Origin of the sequence: Maricaulis alexandrii (genome assembly GCF_005871165.1) — a bacterium.
Taxonomy (GTDB): domain Bacteria; phylum Pseudomonadota; class Alphaproteobacteria; order Caulobacterales; family Maricaulaceae; genus Maricaulis; species Maricaulis alexandrii.
Window position 1 is genome coordinate 358687 of record NZ_SWKP01000003.1, and the last position, 22500, is coordinate 381186.

Genomic DNA, 22500 nt, shown 5'->3' on the forward strand with positions numbered 1-22500 from the left:
GAACCGGGACGAAGAGAAAGGATCAAACCATCCGGCTCTGGTGCAGGGCTGCCGCAATGAAGCTGGCGAACAGGGGATGCGGTTCGAAGGGGCGCGATTTCAGTTCCGGGTGGAATTGCACGCCGACGAACCAGGGATGATGCTCTGGACGGCGTGAAAGCCGTCCGGGAGCTTCACGCCTGATGGCGCCACGGCGTTTCCGCCTGGCGGTATGAGAGGTGTGCGGGAGACCTGACGGGTCTGTTTTTGTAGTGAGTGTGAGTGACCTGACAGGTCTCCCGCACGCGGAGGTTTGATCGTCTTCCCTTGCGGGCGACGCACCGAAACCGCCTGGGTGCCAGCACGGTCGTGACCTTGTGCCGTGTGGCCCGGGCGATGGCCCTGCCGGAGCTTGGGATGTCACCCCCTCGCGCGGACAGGCTCCGCACACCTCCGGGCACAAGGGACTGAGCTCGCGCCTCTCTTCCCGGAAGTCAGGAGAAGTGTCTCACAGGTTTTTGGGGTGGGGATAAGTGGGGCGTGGTCGGCACTCCCTCTCCCTTGGGGAGAGGGTGGCGCGCATGCGCCGGGAGAGGGGGAAATCCCGGTGTTTACAGGTAATCGCGAGGACCCCGCCATCCCCCCTCATCCGCCGCTTCGCGGCACCTTCCCCCCAGGGAGAAGGAGGGGGTTGAGCCTGTCACGATCCACGCCCGCCAGGCCCCACTTTGCGATCTAGGTCCTGACCTTCGTCAGGATGACGGGGGTTGAGACCCCTCCACCGCATCGCAGTCCCCCTCCCCAACCGTGTTGGGAAGGAAAACCCTAGACCATCCGGCTTTGATGCAGGGCTGCTGCAATGAAGCTGGCAAACAGCGGGTGCGGTTCGAAGGGACGGGATTTGAGTTCCGGGTGGAATTGCACGCCAACGAACCAGGGATGATCCTCGATCTCGACGATCTCCGGCAGGACGCCATCCGGTGACAGGCCGGAGAAGGTCAGGCCGCAGGATTCCAGCTTTTCCTTGTAGCCCACATTCACCTCATAGCGGTGACGGTGGCGCTCCTCGATATGGGCCTGGCCGTAGATTTCACGAACCTTGGAGCCAGCCTTGAGAACCGCCGGATAGGCGCCCAGGCGCATCGTGCCGCCCATATCGCCATCGGCGGAACGGGTCTCCACCTCATTGCCGCGGGTCCACTCGGTCAGAAGACCGATGACCAGCTCGCCCTCTTCGGAGAATTCCGAGGAGACGGCGTTGGGAATGCCGGCCAGATTGCGGGCCGCTTCCAGCACCGCCATCTGCATGCCGTAGCAGATCCCGAAGAAAGGAACCTTGCGCTCGCGGGCGAATTTCGCCGCAGCGATCTTGCCCTCGACGCCACGCTCCCCAAAGCCGCCCGGAACCAGCACACCGTGCACGTCCTCCAGCGGTTCGAACGGGTCATCCTTCTCGAATTGCTCACTGTCGAGCCATTTGAGCTTCACCTTCACCCCATTGGCGAGACCGCCATGATTGAGGGCTTCGATGAGGGATTTGTAGGCGTCCAGCAGGCCGACATACTTGCCCACCACGCCGATCGTCACTTCGCCGTCCGGATTGGCGATCGTGTGGGAAATGCCTTCCCAGCGCGTCAGGTCCGGCGCCGGTGCGTCATCGGCAATGCCGAAACAGCGCAGGATTTCCGTATCCAGGCCCTGGCGGTGGTATTCCAGCGGCACGTCATAGAGCGAGGACGCATCACGCCCCTCAATGACGGCGCTCTCGCGCACATTACAGAACAGGGCGATCTTGCGCTTGTCGCCGGCCGGGATCGGGATTTCGCAGCGGCACAAAAGGATATCCGGCTGGATACCGATCGAGCGCAGCTCCTTCACCGAGTGCTGGGTCGGCTTGGTCTTCATCTCGCCAGCCACCTTGATGAAAGGCAGCAGGGTGACGTGCAGGAAGACGGCATTGCCCTCGCCCAGTTCCTGGCCGAGCTGGCGGATCGCCTCGAAGAAAGGCAGGCCCTCGATATCGCCGACCGTGCCGCCGATCTCGCACAGGACGAAATCGACATCGCCGGCGTCGGACAGGACGAATTGCTTGATCTGGTCGGTGACGTGCGGAATCACCTGCACCGTCGCGCCCAGATAATCACCCCGGCGCTCGCGCTCGATGATGCGCGAATAGATGCGACCTGTGGTGATGTTGTCGGCCTGGCTGGCGGGAACGCCCGTGAAGCGCTCATAGTGACCCAGATCGAGGTCGGTTTCCGCCCCGTCATCCGTCACATAGCACTCGCCATGCTGATAGGGCGACATCGTGCCCGGGTCGACATTGAGATAGGGATCAAGCTTGCGCAGGCGGACTTTATAGCCCCGTGCCTGAAGCAGAGCACCAATGGCGGCTGAAGCGAGGCCTTTTCCAAGCGAGGAGACCACGCCGCCCGTAATGAAGATATATCGCGGCATGGGCCGTCTGATTATCCCAGATTCGAGCGCGCCAAAAGACGCGATTGCAAGATTTGGTGTGAAAAGCGTGGACGGTTAGCCGTCAGTGGGGACCGGAGCGCCCTGCTCTTCCTCGTCAAGAATGCCGATGGCGGGATTGTCGATCTCGCGATCATACACGCTGCGACCCTGGGCATCGACACCGGCAAAGACCGCCAGCGCAATGCAATTGAGGATAAAAGCCGCCCCCAGAATCATCGTCGTCCGCGTCAGCACATTGGCTGCGCCGCGGCTCGACATCATGCCGCCACCGCCGCCACCGCCGCCGATACCCAGAGCACCGCCTTCGGAACGCTGCATGAGAATGACAGCGACGAGTCCGAGCGCGATCAGGAGCTGGACAACAAGGAGGACTTCTTTCATCGGTACCGCCGTGGTTTGTGACGTCAGGTCTGGCTGCAGCCCAGATAGGATCGCGCGGCGGCGATGCCAAGCCCGGCTACATGGCGGCGCGTTTTATACCAGGCTCTTGGCCTTGGCCAGCATCGTCTGCGGTATCGGACTGTTCTGCCCGTTCCGCGGCCTCCTGGGCCCGTCGCTGGGCAGCCAGATCCGCCTTCGCCTTGAGGCGTTTGCGCAGATTGGTCACGGTGCGGCCGATTTCGTCCTTGGAACGTTCCAGCGTATCGCCATTGGCAAAGGCGGCATAGGCGCCCATGGCCAGTTCCTTGATGAGTTTCAGGGTCGAAGCCGGTGCCTGATTGCCATCACCCAGGGCCGTGATCTGGTCCAGCATGGCCTCACAGATCTCGGAGGACTCGGCCCGACCGGCCTTGACCAGCTGACCCTTCATCTCACGCCCCGTGCGCATCAGGTCAGCCGTATCCAGTTTCACCGGCAGGCTGGGCCCCTCGCCCGTCTTGGACGCATGCAGCTCGACAGACACCACGATCCGCATGGCCAGGCGGCGCAGGCGTTCGGCGCGGACCGTTTCCTTGGCTTCCTGGATCCAGCTCGCAGCATCGCTGAGGGCCTGGTAGTCGTTTTCGACCGTCGCCTTGAGGATATTGGGGACAGTGACCGGCTGCGCGTCGGAATTCCGGTCTGCATCCTTGCGGCGATCCGGGCCGATATAATCACTGGTCACGATGAATTGCTTGCGGCCATGGATCAGCGTTTTCACGCGCTCCTCGGCGAAATTCGTGGAGAAGGGCCGGACGATGACATCGTCGGCGCCGCATTCGATCGCGCGGCGGATATGCGAGGTATCGCGGCTCCAGGTCGTCAGCAGGATGACGGCAAACGGATTGGCACCGATCTCACCCTTGCGGACCGAACGCACGAGACGGAAGACATCGGCATCGGTCGAGCTGGACTCGGCCACGATCAGGGTCGGGCCGGTATCGGCAACCATGGAGCGCAATTCCGTCAGCGAGGTCACACACTCAATCTGACGAAAACCGATTTCATGCAACGCATACCGGGTCGTACGCTGGTTCGCGTGCACCGGGTCGAACAGGACGACGGATGCGCGGGAGTAATCGGTTTCGGCCATGCGGGATCGCTCTTTGAAACTTGCCTGGACAGTCAGTGTTCCAACTTGCCTGAAAGAAGTTTCAATCCGCTTACCAGCAAAGTTCGGTTTAGCGACCAACCGCTCCGATTATGCTTGTAAAATCACTGGCTTTCAGGGATGCGCCACCGACCAGTGCGCCATCAACATCGGCCAGGGAAAGGAGGGATTCCGCATTGGCCGGTTTGACCGAACCACCATAAAGAATTCGGGTAGTTAGCGGCTCCGGGAGACGTTTTCGAATTGCCGCGTGAATCTCGGCCACATCCGCTTCGGAAGCGGTCAGACCGGTGCCGATCGCCCAGACCGGCTCATAAGCTATGACCAATTCCATTTTTTGCGGATTTTCAGGCAGGGATCCCGCCAGCTGACGGGCCACGACCGTTTCGGCCTGGCCGGATTCCCGTTCCGCTTGCGTCTCGCCGACACAGATGATCGGGATCAGCCCGGCGGCGAGCGCCGCCTCGGCCTTTGACCGGACGATGGCATCACTCTCGCCATGATCCGCCCGGCGCTCGGAATGGCCGAGGATGACATAGTCCGCGCCGGCATCCCGCAGCATGACCGCGGAGATATCCCCGGTGTGCGCACCGCTCTCCCGGGCATGACAATCCTGACCGCCGACGGAAATCGCCGTTCCCGAACAGGTTTTTGCAGCCAGGGCCAGCAGGGTCGCCGGCGGACAGACCAGAATGTCTGCCGGTGAGTCGGCCGCCGCCCTGGCAACCTCCCCGAAAAAGCCGAGATCGCCTGCCAGGCCATTCATTTTCCAGTTTCCGGCAATCAATGCAGTGCGTGGCATTTCCCCTCCTTGATGCCGCGAAACATCCCCAAACGCGCAGCAAGGATTAGTCGCGACCGCGCCGCCGGGCAAGAATCCGGCTGAGTCATTGCAATCTCACCGCGCCGGATGCTTGCGGCCATGAATCCCCGCCGTTACCTTCCCGCGCACCATTATCCACAAGGCTCCGTGACTCATGCTTTCCTCTTTCCGGTCCTTCGCCAAATCGCCGTGGGCGATTGTCCTGCTTGTCCTGCTCACCCTCGGTCTCATCGTGACCGGCGGCAGCAGCATTTTCAACGGAAGCGGAACGGCCGTGGTCGTGGCTGGCCAACAACGGGTCTCGATCACCCAGCTGACCAATGCCTACAATCGCGCGATCCAGCGCCAGCAGGCGGAACAGCCCGGCTTCACCGCCCAGGATGCCCGCGAAATGGGGCTGGGCGAACAGGTTTTGCAACAGCTCGCCATTGAAGCGGCGCTGGAAGCGAAAGCGGATGATCTGGGCCTGGCGATCTCCGGCGAGGCGCTGGCCCGCGAAGCCGCCCGCGAACCGGCCTTCCGCAATCCGGTGACGGACCGCTACGACTACGAGACCATGGTGCAGGCCCTGGCTCGCGCCAACATGACGGAAGAACAGTATCGCGACAGCGTGGAAGGCGAGCTGCGACGCCAGCAGCTTCTCATGAGCCTGGCCGGCGGTCTGCGCATGCCCGACACGATGGCGCGCAACCGTTACGACCTGACGCGGGAACAGCGCCGGATCACCGCGCTGGTGCTGGATGCCACGGCCGCGGACGAAATCCCGGATCCGACGGATGAAGATCTGCAAGCCTTCATCGCCGACAATCCCAACCTGCCCGACCCGCGCACCGGCCTGCCCGTCTTCACGGCGCCTGACATGCGCGCCTTCACCCTGGTGCGTTTCCAGCTGGAGGACTTCATCCGCAATGTCGATATCGCGGAAGAGACCCTGCGCGACACTTATGACTACCAGGTCGAAACTGGCGCGCTCGGCACGCCGGCGCTGCGCAGTTTCGTCCAGCTGTCTGCCTCTGACGAAGCCACGGCCCAGGCTGCGGCCGACCGCCTCGCAGCCGGCGAACCGGCCGAAGCGATTGCCGCGGATCTGGGGCTCGGAGAGCCGGTCGTGCTGGAAGAGGTCCAGAGTTATGAAGTCCCGGACACGGATGTCGCCGACGCCGTCTTTGCCATGAGCGAAGGCGAAACCGGGGCCATCCAGGGCCGTTTCGGCTGGAATGCCGTCTCCGTCTCAGCGGCCGAGGATGCCAGCGTCCCGACCTATGAAGAGCAACGCGACACGATCCAGGCCGAACTGGCCCGGGCTGATGCGACCAATGCGCTGTATGACCAGATCGCGGCGTTCGAGGATGCCCGTGCCAATGGCGGCAGCCTGGAAGCTGCCGCAGCCGCCTCGGGCTCGCCGCTGGAAATCTTCCAGCCGCTCGACCAGTACGGCCGCGACACCAGCCTGGAAATCGACTTTGAACGCTATGCCACGCTGGGCCAGGAAATCCTGCCGGGCGTATTTGAGGCGCCGGAAGGCTATCCGACCGATCTGACCCAGTACAATGAGACCGATTTCTACGTTGTCCGCGTCGACGAAATCATTCCGTCGCACCTGCGTGACCTTGAGGATGTCCGTCTGGTCGCCGAGGCCCGCTGGCGGGATTCGCAGCTGAACGACCAGTTGTCGGCCCGGGCCGAAGAAGCGCTGGCTCAGCTGGAGGACGGTGAAAGCCTCGACATTGTCGCCCTGACGACCGGCGGCCGCGTGGAAAGCACCACGGCGCGCCGTGGCCAGAGCGCCGAGACCTTCTCGCAGAATGTCATTTCCCGGGCTTTCTCCATGACGCCAGGCAGCTGGGAAAGTGTCCAGGCCGCGTCGGGACGCTTCATCATCCTGACCGTGGATGATGTCATCACTGCGGACATGTCCGCGCTCACGGACACCGAACTGGCCGAACTCCAGGCCACCATCGCGCAGGAAGGCACCAATGATGTCTTCACCTCCCTGCAACTGGCCCTGGAAACCGAATACGAGCTGAACAGCGGTGCCATCGACCGCGCCCTGGTCGCACAGGCCCTGGGCGAGACGAATCCTGCGGGCCGATAATGCGAAAGCCCGCGGTCACGCCCGATTTCGACACGGTCGCGGCCGCTTTCGAGCGCGGTGAGACGACCGTGCTTTCGGCCCGGCGGGTGGACGATCTCCTCACGCCGGTGGCGGCCTATCTGAAGCTCGCGCAGAACAAGCGCGATACCTTTCTGCTGGAATCCGTCGAAGGCGGCGCCTGGCGCGGTCGTTATTCGGCGATTGGCCTTGATCCGGACCTGATCTGGCAGTGCAAGGCTGGCCAGGTGTCCGAATGCCGCGGCATGGATCTGGCCGACCGGATTTTCACGGATGTCGACATCGAGCCCATGACCGGTCTGCGCCGGGTGATCGAGGATGCGCATTGTCCGCTGCCGGACGACGCCCCGCCCCTCGCCTCCGGCCTGTTCGGCTATGTCGGCTATGACATGGTTCGTTATCTGGAACGGCTTCCCGAACACGCCGCGCCCGATCCGCTGGATGTGCCGGAAAGCTGCCTGATCCGGCCCCAGACCATGATCGTGTTCGATGCACTGAAGCAGGAAATCCAGGTCTATTGTCCGGTCCGGCCCGGCGAATACACGGCGCGCGAAGCCTATGACGCCGCAGTCGAGCGCATGGACATGACCTTGCGGGCTCTCGCCGGTGCCACGCCGGACCTGGAACGCCCGGATGGCGAATTGGGCGAGCGCAGTTCCAACCAGACACCGGACGAGTATCGCGGGGCCGTGGATGCCGTGCGCGACTTCATCCGCGCCGGTGATGCTTTCCAGGTCGTTCCCAGCCAACGCTTCTCGGCGGACTATCCCGCCGACCCGTTCTGGATCTACCGCTCCCTGCGCCGGCTGAACCCCTCACCCTTCCTCTTTTTCTTCCGCTTTGACGGGTTCGAGATCATCGGGTCCAGCCCGGAAATCCTGGTCCGCCTGCGCGATGATGTGGTGACCATCCGGCCGATCGCCGGCACCCGCCCGCGCGGCCTGACGCCGGCCGAGGATGACGCGCTGGAAGCCGATCTCCTCGCCGACCCCAAGGAACGCGCCGAACACCTCATGCTGCTCGATCTGGGCCGCAATGATGTCGGACGCATCGCCAAGCCCGGATCAGTCCGGATAACGGCGCGCGAGATTGTCGAACGCTACAGCCACGTCATGCACATCGTGTCGAATGTGGAGGGCGATCTGGCTGAAGGCGAGGACGTCGTCTCTGCCCTGTTCGCCGGCTTCCCGGCCGGGACTGTGTCCGGTGCGCCCAAGGTTCGGGCGATGGAGATCATCGACGAGCTGGAACCGCATCGCCGTGGAATCTATGGCGGGGCTGTGGGCTATTTTAGCGCCAATGGCGGCATGGATACGGCAATTGCCCTGCGCACGGCCGTGTTCAAGGACGGCCAGCTGCACGTGCAGGCGGGTGCCGGCGTGGTGCTGGACAGTGATCCGGAATCCGAACGCGTCGAGACGATCAACAAGGCGGCTGCCCTGTTCCGGGCCGCCGAGGATTCACTGGGATACGCGGACTGACCGCAATCGGTCAGGGCGCTGACAGGTTCTGTGCTGTCGGCTGGGAACGAACCTGCAGCAGATCAGACAGCGTGGTCAGGGTCACGAAGCTCACGCCGCGGTCCTGTGCCTCGCCGAGCCAGGCTTTCAGCACGTCCAGTGTTTCGTCATGCGGATGACCGATGACCACAGCCCAGCCGCGTTCGCGGGCCAGGTCCTCGGCTTCGGCGAGACGCGCTTCAATTGCGCCCGGCTCGATCACATGATCCAGGAAGATGTCCCGCTGCAGGGCCCGCAGGCCCAGACCGTCCGCCACGGCACGGCCGCGGCTTTCGCCCGTGGTCAGGGAGTCGAGAAACAACGGATTGCGCTCGGCGATGGCCGACAGGGCCACCCGCATGGACCGCGGATCCGCTGTGAACCGGCTGCCCATGTGATTGTTCAAACCCACCGCATCCGGCACCCGTGCCCAGGCCCAGCGCATCCGCGCCGCCAGATCCGGATCACTCAGGCCCAGCCGCAAGGCATGGGGGCCGGGATCGGCCAGGCCGACGGGTTCCATCGGCATGTGAAGCAGGACATCGCGGCCACTTGCGGCGATCTCGGCTGACAGGTCCGGAGCGGCCTCCGCATAGGGCAGGACCGCCAGGCTCATCGGAACATCCAGAGACAGCGCCCGGCGCGCCGCCGCGACGTCCAGCCCGACATCGTCGATCACGATGGCGATGCGCGGCACCGGGTCACCGATGACCGGTGCAGATGCGACGTCGGGAGCGGCCTCGGCCAGAGAGATCGCGGGCACATCCGCAATCTCGACCGGGGCCTCAAGGGCAGCACTCTCCGTGAGGGCTGAGTAATCATGAAGGCGTTGCGCACGAACCGGTTGGCGCGCGGACCGCTCGGCTTGCGCCGCGGGTGCTACAGGCGCCGCATTTTCCGCCTGGCTCGTTGCAGAAAACACAACAGCTCCCACGAGATACGCACAAGCCACAATCGCTCCGGCCAAGGCCGGAACAGCGGAATGCGGTGTACGAATCGAAGGCGCAATACGGCGTGTCATGCGTTAACCAACGCACCCGAGCCGTTAACCGCAAGTTAAGCAGTGCCGGGATTGGCGGGATACCTTATTACCCCTAGGTTTGCGGGCAGGAGAACCGGCATGCTTCTGATCATCGACAATTATGACAGCTTCACCTTCAACCTGGTCCACTATTTCCAGGAGCTCGGCGCTGAGACCCGCGTCATCCGCAATGATGTGATGACCGCAGAGGAGGCCCTCGCCCTCAACCCCGACGGGATTGTGCTGTCGCCGGGACCGTGTGACCCGGACCGGGCCGGGATCTGCCTGGACGTGATTGCCAAGGCACCGTCGGACCTGCCGATCCTCGGCGTTTGCCTGGGGCACCAGTCGATCGGCCAGATTTTCGGCGGCAAGGTGATCTCCGCCAAGGAAATCATGCACGGCAAGACCAGTCAGGTCAGTCATGACGGGACCGGTCTCTTCCATGGCCTGCCCTCGCCCTTCACGGCGACGCGCTATCATTCCCTGGCCGTGGAACCGGAAAGCATTCCCGATTGCCTGAACGTGACGGCCACCACGCCGGACGGCGAAATCATGGGCCTGGCGCACAAGGAGCGGCCGGTCCATGGCGTCCAGTTCCACCCGGAATCCATCGCTTCGGAACATGGTCACGACCTGCTCGCCAACTTCCTGGCGCTGACCGGTCAGCCCCGCGCGCAAGCCGCCTGACCGGCAAGCACAGGCGCGCAATTGATCTCCTCTGCGGCGCGGGCTATTCGCAAAGGGTTCGCTGGGTTCAACACACGGGGTCGCTTACGTATGCCGATCTGTCTGACACATCATGCTGCCTGCGCGCCGGTCCGCCCGGCTGGCGGAGCCTGTGTCTGCGGTTCGCGCGTTCGATACGCTGCGGCTGCCACCGGGATATGGCGTCACAGCTGACACCGTCCCGCCCCCGATCCACGACAGCCAGAACGAGATTTACGGCATGACTTGCCTGACCCGCTGCCTGCAGGCCCTGAGCCGCAGCGAACGCCCGCAACCAGATGACATTTCCGGCGCTTTCGAAGAATTGATGGATGGCACGGCCTCCGATCCCGCCATTGCCGGCTTCCTGATGGGCCTGGCTGCGCTGGGTGAAACGCCGTCGGATATTGCCGCCGGCGCCCGTGTGATGCGCGCCCGCATGACCGCCATCCAGGCGCCTGACGGGGCCATCGACACCTGCGGGACAGGGGGTGATGGCAAGGGCGCCTACAACATCTCCACCGCTGCCGCGATCGTCGCCGCCGGTGCCGGGGCCAAGGTCGCCAAGCACGGCAATCGCGCCGCCTCTTCAAAGTCCGGCTCGTCCGACGTGCTGGCCGCCCTGGGGCTCAATCTGGAAGCCCCGGTCGCCAACGTGGAACGCTCGGTCCGCGAAGCCGGTGCCGGCTTCCTGTTCGCTCCGGCCCATCACTCCGCCGTGCGCCATGTCGGCCCGGCGCGCCAGGCGCTCGGTGTGCGGACCGTCTTCAACCTGCTCGGCCCCCTCTCCAACCCGGCTGGCGTCAAGCGCCAGCTCCTGGGTGTCTATGACACGCGCTGGCTGGTGCCGATGGCCCAGGCCCTGCGCGATCTCGGCTGCGAGCGGGCCCTCGTCATCTGTGGCCAGGACGGGATGGACGAGATCACCACCACCGCACCGACCGAGATCGCGGAGCTGAAGGATGACCGCATCCACACCTTCACCTTCGAACCGGAGGAAGCCGGGATATCACGGGTGCAGGAGGACGACCTCAAGGGGGGCGACGCCGCCTACAACGCCGCGGCGATCCACCGCCTGCTCGACGGTGAAAGCGGCGCATTCCGGGATATCGTCCTGCTCAACGCCGGCGCGGCCCTGCTCGTAGCGGGGCTCGCCGACACCATCGCGAGCGGAGCCGAACTCGCCGCGGCCGCCATTGATGACGGACGCGCGCACGACACGCTCGCCCGCATGATTGCCATCTCCAAGGACCCAGCCTGACATGTCCGACACGACCTCCACGCCCGACACACTGGCCCGCATTGGCGCCTACAAGCTGGAACACATCGCCGCTTGCAAGGCCCGCCTGCCGCTCGCCGATGTCGAAGCCCGGGCGCGGGACGCCAGCCCGGTTCGCGGCTTCCTGAAAGCCCTGCAGCGCGATGCCGACACGCACGGGCTGGGCCTGATTGCGGAAGTGAAAAAGGCCAGCCCGTCCAAAGGACTCATCCGGGAGGATTTCAATCCGCCGGTCCTGGCCCGCGCCTATGAGGATGGCGGTGCCTCCTGCCTCTCCGTTCTGACCGACACGCCAAGCTTCCAGGGGGCGGACGCCTTCCTGACCGCCGCGCGTGAGGCCACCGCCCTGCCCGCGCTGCGCAAGGATTTCATGTATGATCCCTACCAGGTCGCGGAAGCCCGCATGCTGGGCGCCGATGCCATTCTGGTCATCCTGGCCGCTGTCGAGGACGATACGGCCCGGCGCCTGATCGAGGCCGCTGACCAATGGGGCATGGACAGCCTGATCGAAGTCCATGACGCCCCCGAGATGGAGCGCGCCCTGGCCCTCGATGTCCCCATGATCGGGATCAATAATCGTAATCTGCGCACCTTCGAAACCCGTCTGGAGACCTTCGAATCGCTGGCGCCCCAGGTCCCGGATTCGACCTTCCTCGTGGCCGAGAGCGGTATTTTCACCTCCGACGACGCCGCGCGGCTACAGGCAGCCGGTGCCGGTGCCTTGCTGGTCGGGGAAAGCCTGATGCGGCAAGCCGATGTCACCCAGGCGACGCGGACCCTGCTCGGCCGGGACTGAGGGACTTTCGGCCCGGCTTGACCCCTCACAGGAACACTTGTAGAACAAATCCGAGAATTCCTGATTTGTTCCCTGTTGCCCTTGCCCGGTTTCAGGACTGTTCCCAGGGGGTTGCCGTGCTGACGCGCAAACAGAACGAACTTCTGCTCTTCATCCACAAGCGGATCAAGGAGACCGGGGTGTCGCCGTCCTTCGACGAGATGAAGGAAGCGCTGCAACTGGCCTCCAAGTCCGGCGTTCACCGTCTCATCACGGCGCTGGAGGAACGCGGATTCATCCGCCGTCTCGCGCATCGCGCCCGGGCCCTGGAAGTGCTCAAGCTTCCGGAATCAGCCGCCAGTGCCGACCCCGCAGCCGCCAAGGGCGATCTGGGTCCCAATGTCGTCCGGGGCAATTTCGCCAAGCCGGAACAGGAAGACCGGTCGGACTCGATCGAGATTCCGGTGCTCGGCCGGATTGCCGCCGGTGTACCGATTTCCGCGATCCAGCACGAGACCGAACGCCTGCCCATCCCGGCCGACATGATCGGTGCGGGCGAGCATTTCGCGCTCGAGGTCAAGGGCGATTCCATGATCGAGGCCGGCATTCTCGACGGCGATACCGTCCTGATCCGCCGCTGCGAGTCGGCCGATACCGGCGATATCGTCGTGGCCCTGGTCGATGATGAGGAAGCCACGCTGAAACGCCTGCGCAAGAAAGGCGGCTCCATCGCGCTGGAAGCGGCCAATCCGGAATATGAAACCCGGATTTTCGGACCGGACCGGGTGAAGGTGCAGGGACGGCTGGTCGGCCTGCTGCGCCGCTATCACTGAGTTTCCGGACCCGCATTCAAGTCTGCGAACGGCGCCCCTTCGGAGGCGCCGTTCTTGTTTGCAGCAGAGGTCGATGGAACCGAGCGGCTCCTGAACGAGGTGAGAGGCGGCCTCTCAATCGCGCAGTCGAAGCACAGGCCGCCGGAACCAGGCCCGCTGGTCATCAGCCGGCCGGACATGGCGCACCCGGATCCGCCCATCCTCCTGCAACCAGACCAGAGCACTCCCCTGCCGCGCCAGACTGTCCGGCATTATCACCCGCGCCGCACACTGCCGGACCCGGTGCTGCGGCCAGTCCATTTCGCTCAGGATCAGATCGGCGCGCTGACAATCGGTTTGCCAATCATCCGGGTTCCGGAGGTGGATGAGGACGGCCGCCTCGTTTCCGATAGGCTGCCGGCAGCCCCAATCATCGCAGTGAAGCGGTGCCCGTTCAGGCGGGGCCGTCACGCCCTGGCTCTCCAGGAAGACCCGCACGGCGAACCGGTCGCGCCGGCCATGGCTGACCTGCCAGTCCGCACCATCTTCGCTCCGGGCCACGACCACTCCCTGTCGCGAAATGAACAGATCCGGCGGTGTATAAAACGCCCAGCCCAGAGCGGCGATGAGAACTCCGCCCACCCCGATCAGACGCCACGGCCCGCGCCCCAGGAGCAGACCGGCAAACCCCATGACATAGACCAGCAAGACCCAGCCCGGAGCCCCGCGCAGCGGCTGCAGCGCGCCCGGCCAGGACGACACCCAATGTGCCATGTCCAGGACGCGCTCCAATCCCCAGCCCATCACCCAGAGCGGAACCGCTTCCAGACCCAGCGGCATGAGACAGAGCGCCAGAATCCCGGCCGGCATGACCAGCAGGGAGAAGACCGGCATGACCATCAGATTGCCCGCCAGGCCGAAACTCGCCATGCGATGAAAGTGGAAGGCTGCGAAACCGCCCGTTGCCAGGCCGGCGACCAGGCTGGTCGTCGCCATGCCGCCGAAGAATTGCCGGAACCAGCCCGGCCGCTGCAGGGGCGCCGGTGGTGGACGGTGGCCCTGCCAGGCCTGGGCCACCGCCATCAGGGCCGTGACCGCGGCGAAGGACATCTGGAAACCCGGTGCGATCACGGCCTCCGGGGTCAGCAGGAGAACAAGGATGAGCGCCAGGGCCAGCGTGTGGAATGACAGCGCTCGCCGGCGCGCCAGCAAGGCGCCCAGCATGGCGGCCGTCATGATGAAGGCCCTCTGGGTCGGGATCGCCGCTCCGGACAGGAGCAGGTAGATCACGGCCGCCACCAGGGCCAGCCAGGCGGCAGGACGCGCCGGGTCATGCCGGCGGGCCCAGGGCGTGATGGCAGCCAGTCCGGCCCTTACTCCGAAGAAAAGCCCGCCCGCGAGCAAGGCCATGTGCAGGCCGGATATCGCAAGCAGATGACCCAGGCCGGCCGTGCGCAATGCCTCCATGTCCGACCGGTCCATGCCGGACCGGTCCCCGGTCAGAAGGGCTGCCGCCAGGGCTCCGCTTCGCTCCGGCAAGTGTGAGCGGATGCGTTGCGCCATGGCGAAGCGCAATCGCGCCAGATTGCGCCGGGCCCAGCGAAGGGGCGCCCGGCCATTCAGTTCGGGGCCAGGTTCTGCCGGGGCGATGGCATATCCCGTGCCCGCCAGGCGCCTGAAATAGGACTGGAAAGCGAGATCATAGCCGCCCGGGATCACGGCCTCTCTGGGCGGCTGCAGGACCGCCCGCACCCGGATTGTCTCGCCCGGCGTGACCGGTCCGGGATCTCCCAGGACCCGCACCCGGTATTCCGGGGCGTCGGCCGAGGCGGGCACGGCAATCATCAGGCGCATCCGCCCGCTTCCGCTCCGGTCGATGGCCTGCAGCCAGCCGGACACCGCCACCGCCCGCTCCCCCGTATCGATCACCGGCGCGCCCTCGAAGGCCGCGGTTCTCGCCTCACTCCGCACCAGCCCCAGGGCCAGGCCTGCCAGCAGGCACGCGATCACCCCGATCACCGGCACCAATCGGCCGGGCTGCTGTCCCCGTCTCGACAGGACAATGATGACGGACATGGCGCCCGCCAGCGCGGCCCCCATCCAGGGCAGAAGACGGCTGCTGCCCGGCACCGAAAAATAGAGTGCGCACCCCAGCATTACAGCCATAGCGAGCATGACTGCCGGACTTTCAGCGTCCGCAGCGCGAAATTTCAGCAGCGGTTTTGTCAGCCCGTCCGATGATGAAGCCGGAGGGCGCGAGGTGATGAGGAACACGAAGCAGCCTTCGGTCTATCGCAAAAGCTGATATCCATGCTAACACGACTTTCCCTTCTTGCAGCGCAACATGAATTCGCACGTGCAAAACACTGACAACCCCATTCGAACGCGCTTCGCGCCGTCCCCGACCGGTTTTCTGCATATCGGCGGAGCGCGAACCGCATTGTTCAACTGGCTGCTGGCAAAACGCCATGGCGGTCAATTCTTCCTGCGGATCGAAGACACCGACCGCGCGCGTTCCACACAGGCCGCCGTCGACGCGATTCTCGATGGGCTGAGCTGGCTGGGTCTGGACTGGGATGGCGATGCCATTTCCCAGTTTGACCGCGCCGACCGTCATGTCGAAGTCGCGCATGAATTGCTGGCCAAGGGCCAGGCGTTCAAATGCTATTGCAGCCCGGATGAAGTCCAGGAATTGCGTGACCAAGCCTTTGCCGAGGGTCGCGCCCTGCGCTCACCCTGGCGCGACCGCGACCCTGCCGATGCCCCGGCTGACACGCCTTTCACCGTGCGGTTCCGGGCACCGGACAGCGATGTGACCCTCAAGGATGCCGTCCAGGGAGAGGTTCGCTGGGCCGCCAAGGAATTCGACGATCTGATCCTGCTCCGCTCGGACGGAACGCCCACCTACAATCTGGCCGTGGTCGTGGATGATCACGATATGGGCATCACCCATATCGTGCGCGGCGATGATCACCTGGTGAATGGCGGACGCCAGAGCCAGATCTATGACGCGCTGGGCTGGGAGCGTCCGGTCTTCGCGCATATCCCGCTCATTCATGGTGATGACGGCAAGAAACTGTCGAAGCGCCATGGCGCTCTGGGTGCGGAAGACTATCGCGCCATGGGTTATCTGCCCGAAGGCCTGCGCAATTATCTACTGCGCCTGGGCTGGTCCCATGGTGACCAGGAAATCTTCACCGATGCCGAGGCGATCGCGGCCTTCGACCTGTCCGGCCTGAACAAGGCGCCGGCCCGGATGGACATGGGCAAGCTCAATCACATCAATGGCCATCACCTGGCCCAGGCGGACGATACCCGCCTCGCCGAGCTGGTCGTGCCCTTCCTGGACGGGCTTGAAAACCGCATCGCGGATGCCGAGATCACCCAACAGCGGCTGCTTGCCGCCATGCCAGTGCTCAAGACCCGGGCGGCCACTCTGGCAGAGCTGGCACAGCAGAGCTATTTTCTGCTCAAAAACCGGCCCTTCCACCTGGAGGGCAAAGCCGCTAAACCGCTCAACGACGAAGCGCGGCAGCGTCTTTACCGGCTTTTCACCCGTTTGGCCGATTTGAACGGCTGGACGGAGAAGGCTCTTACCGAAGAGCTCAAGAATTTCGCGGAAGCCGAAGAGATCGGTTTCGGCAAGGTTGGCCAACCGCTGCGTGCGGCGCTGACCGGTGGAGCTCCGGCTCCCGATCTGGCGCAAGTCATGACCTTCCTGGGTCGTGAGGAAGCGCTGGACCGTATCAAGGACCAGATGTCGGCGGACGCTTAGGCGAAGCCGCGAACCTAGGGGATGACGTGATGGAAAACAAAGCGAAACCGAACGGAACCGCCACCCTCACCTATAATGGTCAAAGCTTTGACCTGCCGGTGATGAGCGGGGAGATCGGTCCGGACGTGATCGATATCCGCAAGCTGTACGCACAGACGGGTATGTTCACCTTTGACCCGGGCTTCACCTCGACGGCGAGCTGTGAAAGCCAGATCACCTATATCGATGGCGGCGAAGGCACCCTGCTCTATCGCGGTTATCCGATCGATCAGCTGGCTGACCAGTCCAACTTCATGGAAGTCTGCTACCTGCTGCTGCACGGTGAACTGCCGAGCTCGAACGAGTTCGAGGACTTCGACTGGACCATCCGCCGCCACTCCATGCTGCACGACCAGTTCGACCAGTTCTTCCGCGGTTTCCGCCGCGACGCCCACCCGATGGCCATCATGGTCGGCACGGTCGGCGCGCTGGCTGCTTTCTACCATGACAGCACGGACATCAATGATCCGGAAGCGCGCACCATCGCGTCGCACCGCATGATCGCCAAGATGCCGACGATCGCGGCCCGCGCCTACAAATACTCCATCGGCCAGCCCTTCATCAGCCCTCGCAACGAGCTGGACTATGCGTCCAACTTCCTGCGCCAGTGCTTCGCCGTTCCGGCCGAGGACTACAAGGGTTCCGACGTGCTCGCCAAGGCGATGGACAAGATCTTCATCCTGCACGCCGATCACGAGCAAAACGCCTCGACCTCGACCGTCCGTCTGGCCGGTTCGTCGGGTGCCAACCCGTTCGCCTGTATCGCTTCGGGCATTGCCTCGCTGTGGGGTCCGGCCCATGGCGGTGCCAATGAAGCCGCGCTGAACATGCTTTACGAGATCGGCTCCGTGGACAAGATCCCGGAATATGTCCGCAAGGCCAAGGACAAGGACGATCCGTTCCGCCTGATGGGCTTCGGTCACCGCGTCTACAAGAACTACGATCCGCGCGCCAAGGTCATGCGCGAGACCTGCCACCAGGTTCTCGACGAACTGGGCGTGCGCAACGACCCGCTCCTGCAGGTCGCCATGGAACTGGAAAAGATCGCTCTGGAAGACGAGTACTTCGTCGAGAAGAAGCTGTACCCGAACATCGACTTCTATTCGGGCATCACGCTGAAGGCGATGGGCTTCCCGACCGAGATGTTCACCGTGCTGTTCGCCCTGGCCCGTACGGTCGGCTGGATCGCCCAGTGGAGCGAAATGGTCGAGGATCCGTCCCAGAAGATCGGCCGTCCGCGCCAGCTCTTCACCGGCGCCACGCCGCGCGATTATGTCGACCTGTCCAAGCGCTAAGCGAGACACAGACCGACACAAGAAGGGCCGCCCCATCGGGCGGCCCTTTTTCTTTGTATCGCATCATGCCGGAAACGCGATCAATCGGCCTGCAGCAGGGTCAGAACCGTTTCAGCCGCCCGCCGGCTGGCATCACCCTCGCCGCGCAGCTCCCGCGTGGCAGCCATCAGCTCGTCCCCGAGTGCTGAGCGCCGCTGCGGATCGTCCAGAAACTCCGCCACGGCACCGGACAAGCGGGACGGCGTGCACCGGGTCTGCACGAATTCCGGCACCAGCATCCGGCCTGCTGCGATATTCACCAGCGAGATGAAGGGCGCTTTCATGACGCGGAGCGCCCGGATCAGCGCCCAGGTCAGCCAGCCGAGCCGGTAACCGGTCACAGTCGGCACGCCGACAGTCGCGAGCTCCGTCACCACCGTGCCCGAACAAGCCAGAGCTGTATCAGCAGCGGCAAAGGCATCGGCCTTTTCGTCCTCGCCGACATGGAACCAGCCAACAGCCTCGAGCCGCGGCACCAGGATATCCTCTACCGGTTCGGCGACCAGAAAGACCGGCTGCAGGTCCGGGCGATCTTCCATGAGGCGTTTGACCGCCCCTTCGAAGGACGGCCATAGCCGCCGGACTTCCGAGCTTCGGCTGCCCAGAAGGACCAGAAGCACATCCCGGTCCGGCTTCAGACCGTGACGCGCCCGGAAGCCGGGCCCATCGCCTGTCGGCATGCGGTCCAGCGTCGGATTGCCGACAAAGGTGACCGGCAGGCCGTGGGGTTCATAATACGGCGCATCAAAGGACAGGATCGTCATCAGATGATCGACGGCACCGGCCAGGGTGCGGGCCCGGCCGGGACGGGTCGCGAAGACCTGCGGGCCGACATATTTCACCAGACGGATGTCGGGGTCCTGCTCCCGGACGCCCTGGGCCACGCGCAGCATGAATCCCCAACTGTCGATCAGGACGACCATGTCCGGCTTCGTCCTGATGATGTCGGCGACCGTCTGGGCGACGCGTTCCTTGAGCAGGCCGAAGGATTTCAGCCCGTCAAAGAAGCCGAGGATGGACAGGCCGGTGATATCGACAGCACTGTCAACACCCTCCGCAGCCATCGCCTTGCCACCCACACCCGCCAGGGTGATGTCATCCCCGGTCTGCGCCTTGAGTTCCCGTATTAGTCCGGCGCCCAACAAGTCGCCTGAGCGTTCCGCCGCGACGATATAGACTGATCGTGCCTCACCCATGTCCGGGCTCCGCCGGATCCACAATCGTGATGAAAAGACCGTGCTCCAGAAGCGCGTCCTGCAATACATCCCGCTCCAGGATGATGGCGCCGCCCGCTTCCAGCACGATGCCGGCCAGCCCGGCCCGGGCACAGGCCTCAACGGTATCGAGGCCGACGGTCGGCAAGTCGACGCGCCGTTCCTGGATCGGCTTGGGCATTTTTGCGAGCACACCGCGCCGGTCCTGCTCAGAGCCGCGCACTTCTGCCGGCAGGCCGGCGACCCGCTCCAGCATGGCCTGTGTGCCTTCCTGTGCCTCGACGGCCAGAACCAGGCCATCGGCGACGACCGCAGCCTGGCCGATATCCAGCTCGCCCATGCGGCGCGCGATCCCGGCGGCCTTGGCGATATCGTCAGCATGGGCGGACGGGTCCACGCCCATGGCGTCATCGCGGCCGGCCGGCGTCAGCGCGGTCTTCACGGCATCAGCCCCGACAACCCGGAAGCCCGCAGTCTCGAAGGCCTCCACGACAACGCGGATCAGGGCGTCATCACCCTTTCGACCGGCCGCCAGGGCTTTGGGCAGAAGCGCCAAGCCCTTGGCATCCATTTTCAAGGCAGAGAAATCCGGGCGCGTCACATAGCCGGCGAAACACAGCGTGTCGCATCCGGCCGCTTTCAATGATTTGATGATGGCGCCGATCTGCCCGACCGCATGCGTGCAGGTTTCGAACCCGGAAAAATCCCGGTCGACAAAGCCTTTCAGCAAGACGAGGAAAGGGTTCTCATCCTTTCGGGCCTGCGCCAGTTCCAGCGGCAGATCCCCGCCACCGGCCAGAATGCCCAGACGCGACCAATCCGCCGTCTGCGCCTTCGTGTCAGTCATGGGGCATGCAGACCGATCGTTTGGCGTCTTCCCGGATGAAGGCGATGATTTCCATTACCGGCGCATTCTCCTTGTAGAGATGCGCCACATCATCCACGCGCTCGTCGAACGTACCCTCTTCGGCGAACAGGAGCCGGTAGGCGGCCCGCAAATCCCGCAGCGTTTCGCGCGGCATGCCGCGACGCTTCAGACCGACCACGTTGAGCCCGGCCAGGTGGGCGTGATTGCCGATCACCGACCCGTAGGGGATGACATCCGCGGTTACCATGGCCATGGCGCCGACAAAGGCATGACGGCCGATCCGGCTCTTCTGGTGGATGCCCGCATAGCCGCCCAAGATGGCATGATCCGCGATGATGGTTTCGCCGCCAATGGCCGCACAGTTCGCGAACACGACCCGATTGCCCACGATACAATCATGGGCGACATGGGCGCCGACCATGAAATACCCGTCATCGCCGACCACGGTCTGGCCCCGGGCGAAGGTCGTGCCCGGGTGCATGGTGACATTTTCGCGCATGATATTGCGCTGACCGATGATGAGCTTGGTGTCCTCGCCCTGGTATTTGAAGTCCTGGGGCGGATGACCCAAATGGACGCCCGGATAGAGGACGCAATCCTCGCCCAACTGGGTGTGGCCAGCGATTGTCGCATGGGAAATCATGCGAACCCGGTCGCCCAGTTTCACATTAGGGCCGACCATGCAGAAGGGCCCGATCTCGACGCCGTCGCCCAGTTCGGCCCCGTCTGCGATAATCGCGGTGGGATGGATATCAGCCTGGCTCATAGGTTTTCGACCGCCTTGGCAGAGAATTCAGCCTGCACGGCCCGGACGCCGTCGGCAAAGACCTCACCCTTGAACTTGAACACGCCATGGCGAGCCGCCGTCACGCTCACCGGCATGCGCAGCATCATGCCCGGGCGTACGGGCGAGCGGAAACGGACCTTGTCCGTGCCCATGAAGAACACGGTGGCAGCATCCGGCCGCACATCCAGTGTCTTGTACATCAGCACCGCGCCCGCTTGGGCCATGGCCTCGATCATCAAGACGCCCGGCATCACCGGATTGCCCGGGAAATGCCCCGGGAAAAACGGCTCATTGGCGGTCACAGCCTTGAGGCCGACGATGGATTCGCCCGCCTTGTAGTCTTCCGCCGCGTCGATCAGCAGGAAGGGATAGCGGTGTGGCAGGAGGGTGAGGATCTCCTGGTGTTCAATCCGGTCGGACACTGACGTCAGTCCTTTTTCTTCTTGGTCGTCCGGTAGAGACGGCGCAGGGCGGCAATCTGCTTCATTTCCGCTTCGATGGGTTGAGCCGGCGATCCGAGCCAGGTTTGTCCGGGCGGTATATTGCGGCCAACGGCCGAGTTTCCGCCAACCCGGGCCCCGGCCCCGATCTCGATATGGTCATGCGTACCGACACGTCCGCCGAACATCACGCCATCCCCGATCGTGCAGCTGCCCGAAACGCCGGCATAGGCGGCCATCACGACATTTTTCCCCACCTGGCAGTTGTGCCCGATATGGCAGAGATTATCGATCTTGGTCCCCTCTCCGATTCGCGTCGGGCCGAACACACCGCGGTCGATACAGGAATTTGCGCCAATCGTGACGCGATCCCCGATCTCCACCGATCCCAGATGCGGAACATCGGCCAGCCCTTGGTCGGATACTGCGACGCCAAAGCCCGCCTCGCCAATCACGGCTCCCGCAAAAATGTTGCAGTCCTGACCGATATCCGAGCACTGGATGACAGCATGGGCACCGATCCGGCTGCCCGCGCCGATATGGCAACCGGCGCCGATGACCGCTCCCGGCCCGAGGGCCACGCCGTCACCGATCACGGCATCCTCGCCGATCACGACACCGGGCGACATGCGCACGTCTGCGCCCAATTTCGCCGTCGCTGACACGGCCTCACCCACAGGCATGGGCCTCACCACGAACAAGGCCGCCGCCGCCCGGGCAAAACCGCCACGCGGGTGCGTGTGCGTCAGCACGATCGCACCGCGGCCTTCCAGGTCCGGGATCAAGGGTTCGGGTGCCAGGACAAACACGCCGTCGAGCCGCTTGTCGTCGGGCAGGCCGCGAATGGCAGCGGGATTGTCGGCATAGGCCAGAACGCCCGGCTCAGCGGACGCCAGCGGGGCCAGCATGTCGATGGTGGCGTCACCGGCTCCGGAATCAGAAATCGCCGCACCCGAAAGCGCGGCGATCTCAGTAAGAGTCAGTGGGCCCAGCCGGTTGAAGAAACGCGGATCGGCCACGGTCTG

General features: G+C 64.2%; 19 protein-coding genes and 1 pseudogene. 8 read left to right on the top strand and 12 right to left on the bottom strand.

The features are described 5' to 3' along the window. Positions 1–22 precede the first annotated feature (22 nt). The 5 genes and pseudogenes from FCS99_RS16370 to tpiA form a co-directional block, all read right to left on the bottom strand. A pseudogene (locus FCS99_RS16370) lies at positions 23–151 on the bottom strand (glutamine amidotransferase-related protein); the annotation flags it as partial. A 653-nt stretch (positions 152–804) separates the two neighbouring features. Next, positions 805–2436: a CTP synthase gene (locus FCS99_RS01875; protein ID WP_138509973.1), complete on the bottom strand. Its 1632-nt coding sequence runs from the start codon at positions 2434–2436 to the stop codon at positions 805–807. 75 nt (positions 2437–2511) lie between these two features. Beyond that, positions 2512–2838, bottom strand: a complete 327-nt coding sequence (gene secG / locus FCS99_RS01880) for a preprotein translocase subunit SecG (RefSeq protein WP_138509975.1) — start codon at positions 2836–2838, stop codon at positions 2512–2514. Between the two features lie 76 nt (positions 2839–2914). Next, the gene (locus tag FCS99_RS01885; protein WP_138509977.1) at positions 2915–3970 is read right to left on the bottom strand and encodes a response regulator; all 1056 of its coding nucleotides are present in this window, start codon (positions 3968–3970) and stop codon (positions 2915–2917) included. A gap of 88 nt (positions 3971–4058) precedes the next feature. Continuing rightward, positions 4059–4790: a triose-phosphate isomerase gene (tpiA, locus tag FCS99_RS01890; RefSeq protein WP_138509979.1), complete on the bottom strand. Its 732-nt coding sequence runs from the start codon at positions 4788–4790 to the stop codon at positions 4059–4061. Positions 4791–4965: 175 nt separating this feature from the next. On the opposite strand from tpiA, the gene FCS99_RS01895 reads away from it, so the two are divergent. Both FCS99_RS01895 and trpE read left to right on the top strand, forming a co-directional pair. After that, complete coding sequence (locus FCS99_RS01895; protein ID WP_138509981.1) at positions 4966–6906, top strand: peptidylprolyl isomerase; 1941 nt, start codon at positions 4966–4968, stop codon at positions 6904–6906. Further along, positions 6906–8405, top strand: a complete 1500-nt coding sequence (trpE, locus tag FCS99_RS01900; RefSeq protein WP_138509983.1) for an anthranilate synthase component I — start codon at positions 6906–6908, stop codon at positions 8403–8405. Before FCS99_RS01895 ends, trpE begins: the two co-directional genes overlap by 1 nt. 10 nt (positions 8406–8415) lie before the next feature. Here the strand turns inward: trpE and FCS99_RS01905 are convergent, their stop codons facing one another. Beyond that, a complete protein-coding gene (locus tag FCS99_RS01905; protein ID WP_171036204.1) occupies positions 8416–9186 on the bottom strand; it encodes a divergent polysaccharide deacetylase family protein in 771 nt (256 codons plus the stop codon). A gap of 357 nt (positions 9187–9543) precedes the next feature. Between FCS99_RS01905 and FCS99_RS01910 the strand changes: the two genes are divergently transcribed. The 4 genes from FCS99_RS01910 (at position 9544) to lexA (ending at position 13039) form a co-directional block, all read left to right on the top strand. Beyond that, positions 9544–10134, top strand: a complete 591-nt coding sequence (locus FCS99_RS01910) for an anthranilate synthase component II (RefSeq protein WP_138509987.1) — start codon at positions 9544–9546, stop codon at positions 10132–10134. Between the two features lie 259 nt (positions 10135–10393). Continuing rightward, complete coding sequence (gene trpD, locus FCS99_RS01915) at positions 10394–11413, top strand: anthranilate phosphoribosyltransferase (protein WP_138510547.1); 1020 nt, start codon at positions 10394–10396, stop codon at positions 11411–11413. Position 11414: 1 nt separating this feature from the next. Further along, positions 11415–12227 (top strand): indole-3-glycerol phosphate synthase TrpC, encoded by an 813-nt coding sequence (gene trpC, locus FCS99_RS01920; protein ID WP_138509989.1) that lies wholly within the window; start codon positions 11415–11417, stop codon positions 12225–12227. Between the two features lie 116 nt (positions 12228–12343). Then, complete coding sequence (gene lexA, locus FCS99_RS01925; RefSeq protein ID WP_138509991.1) at positions 12344–13039, top strand: transcriptional repressor LexA; 696 nt, start codon at positions 12344–12346, stop codon at positions 13037–13039. Between the two features lie 114 nt (positions 13040–13153). Here lexA and FCS99_RS01930 read toward each other — a convergent pair whose 3' ends face one another. After that, entirely contained in the window at positions 13154–15184 is a 2031-nt protein-coding gene (locus tag FCS99_RS01930; RefSeq protein ID WP_171036205.1) for a ComEC/Rec2 family competence protein, read from the bottom strand. A 178-nt stretch (positions 15185–15362) separates the two neighbouring features. Here FCS99_RS01930 and gltX point away from each other — a divergent pair, with 178 nt between their 5' ends. Both gltX and gltA read left to right on the top strand, forming a co-directional pair. After that, positions 15363–16793: a glutamate--tRNA ligase gene (gene gltX, locus FCS99_RS01935; RefSeq protein WP_138509995.1), complete on the top strand. Its 1431-nt coding sequence runs from the start codon at positions 15363–15365 to the stop codon at positions 16791–16793. A gap of 29 nt (positions 16794–16822) precedes the next feature. Beyond that, positions 16823–18127, top strand: coding sequence for a citrate synthase (gene gltA, locus FCS99_RS01940; RefSeq protein WP_138509997.1), 1305 nt, complete (start codon positions 16823–16825; stop codon positions 18125–18127). 80 nt (positions 18128–18207) lie between these two features. On the opposite strand, the gene lpxB is transcribed toward gltA, so the two are convergent. The 5 genes from lpxB to lpxD are packed head-to-tail and all read right to left on the bottom strand — an operon-like array spanning position 18208 to position 22494. Further along, positions 18208–19362: a lipid-A-disaccharide synthase gene (lpxB, locus tag FCS99_RS01945; RefSeq protein WP_138509999.1), complete on the bottom strand. Its 1155-nt coding sequence runs from the start codon at positions 19360–19362 to the stop codon at positions 18208–18210. Continuing rightward, positions 19355–20227, bottom strand: a complete 873-nt coding sequence (locus FCS99_RS01950; RefSeq protein WP_138510001.1) for an LpxI family protein — start codon at positions 20225–20227, stop codon at positions 19355–19357. Before FCS99_RS01950 ends, lpxB begins: the two co-directional genes overlap by 8 nt. After that, positions 20220–21014, bottom strand: coding sequence for an acyl-ACP--UDP-N-acetylglucosamine O-acyltransferase (gene lpxA, locus FCS99_RS01955; RefSeq protein ID WP_138510003.1), 795 nt, complete (start codon positions 21012–21014; stop codon positions 20220–20222). The genes FCS99_RS01950 and lpxA overlap by 8 nt, the downstream gene beginning before the upstream one ends. Then, positions 21011–21466 carry a 3-hydroxyacyl-ACP dehydratase FabZ gene (gene fabZ / locus FCS99_RS01960; RefSeq protein ID WP_407658267.1) on the bottom strand — a complete coding sequence of 152 codons (456 nt, stop codon included), beginning with the start codon at positions 21464–21466 and terminating at the stop codon, positions 21011–21013. The genes lpxA and fabZ overlap by 4 nt, the downstream gene beginning before the upstream one ends. After that, entirely contained in the window at positions 21463–22494 is a 1032-nt protein-coding gene (lpxD, locus tag FCS99_RS01965; protein ID WP_138510008.1) for a UDP-3-O-(3-hydroxymyristoyl)glucosamine N-acyltransferase, read from the bottom strand. The genes fabZ and lpxD overlap by 4 nt, the downstream gene beginning before the upstream one ends. Positions 22495–22500: the final 6 nt, after the last annotated feature.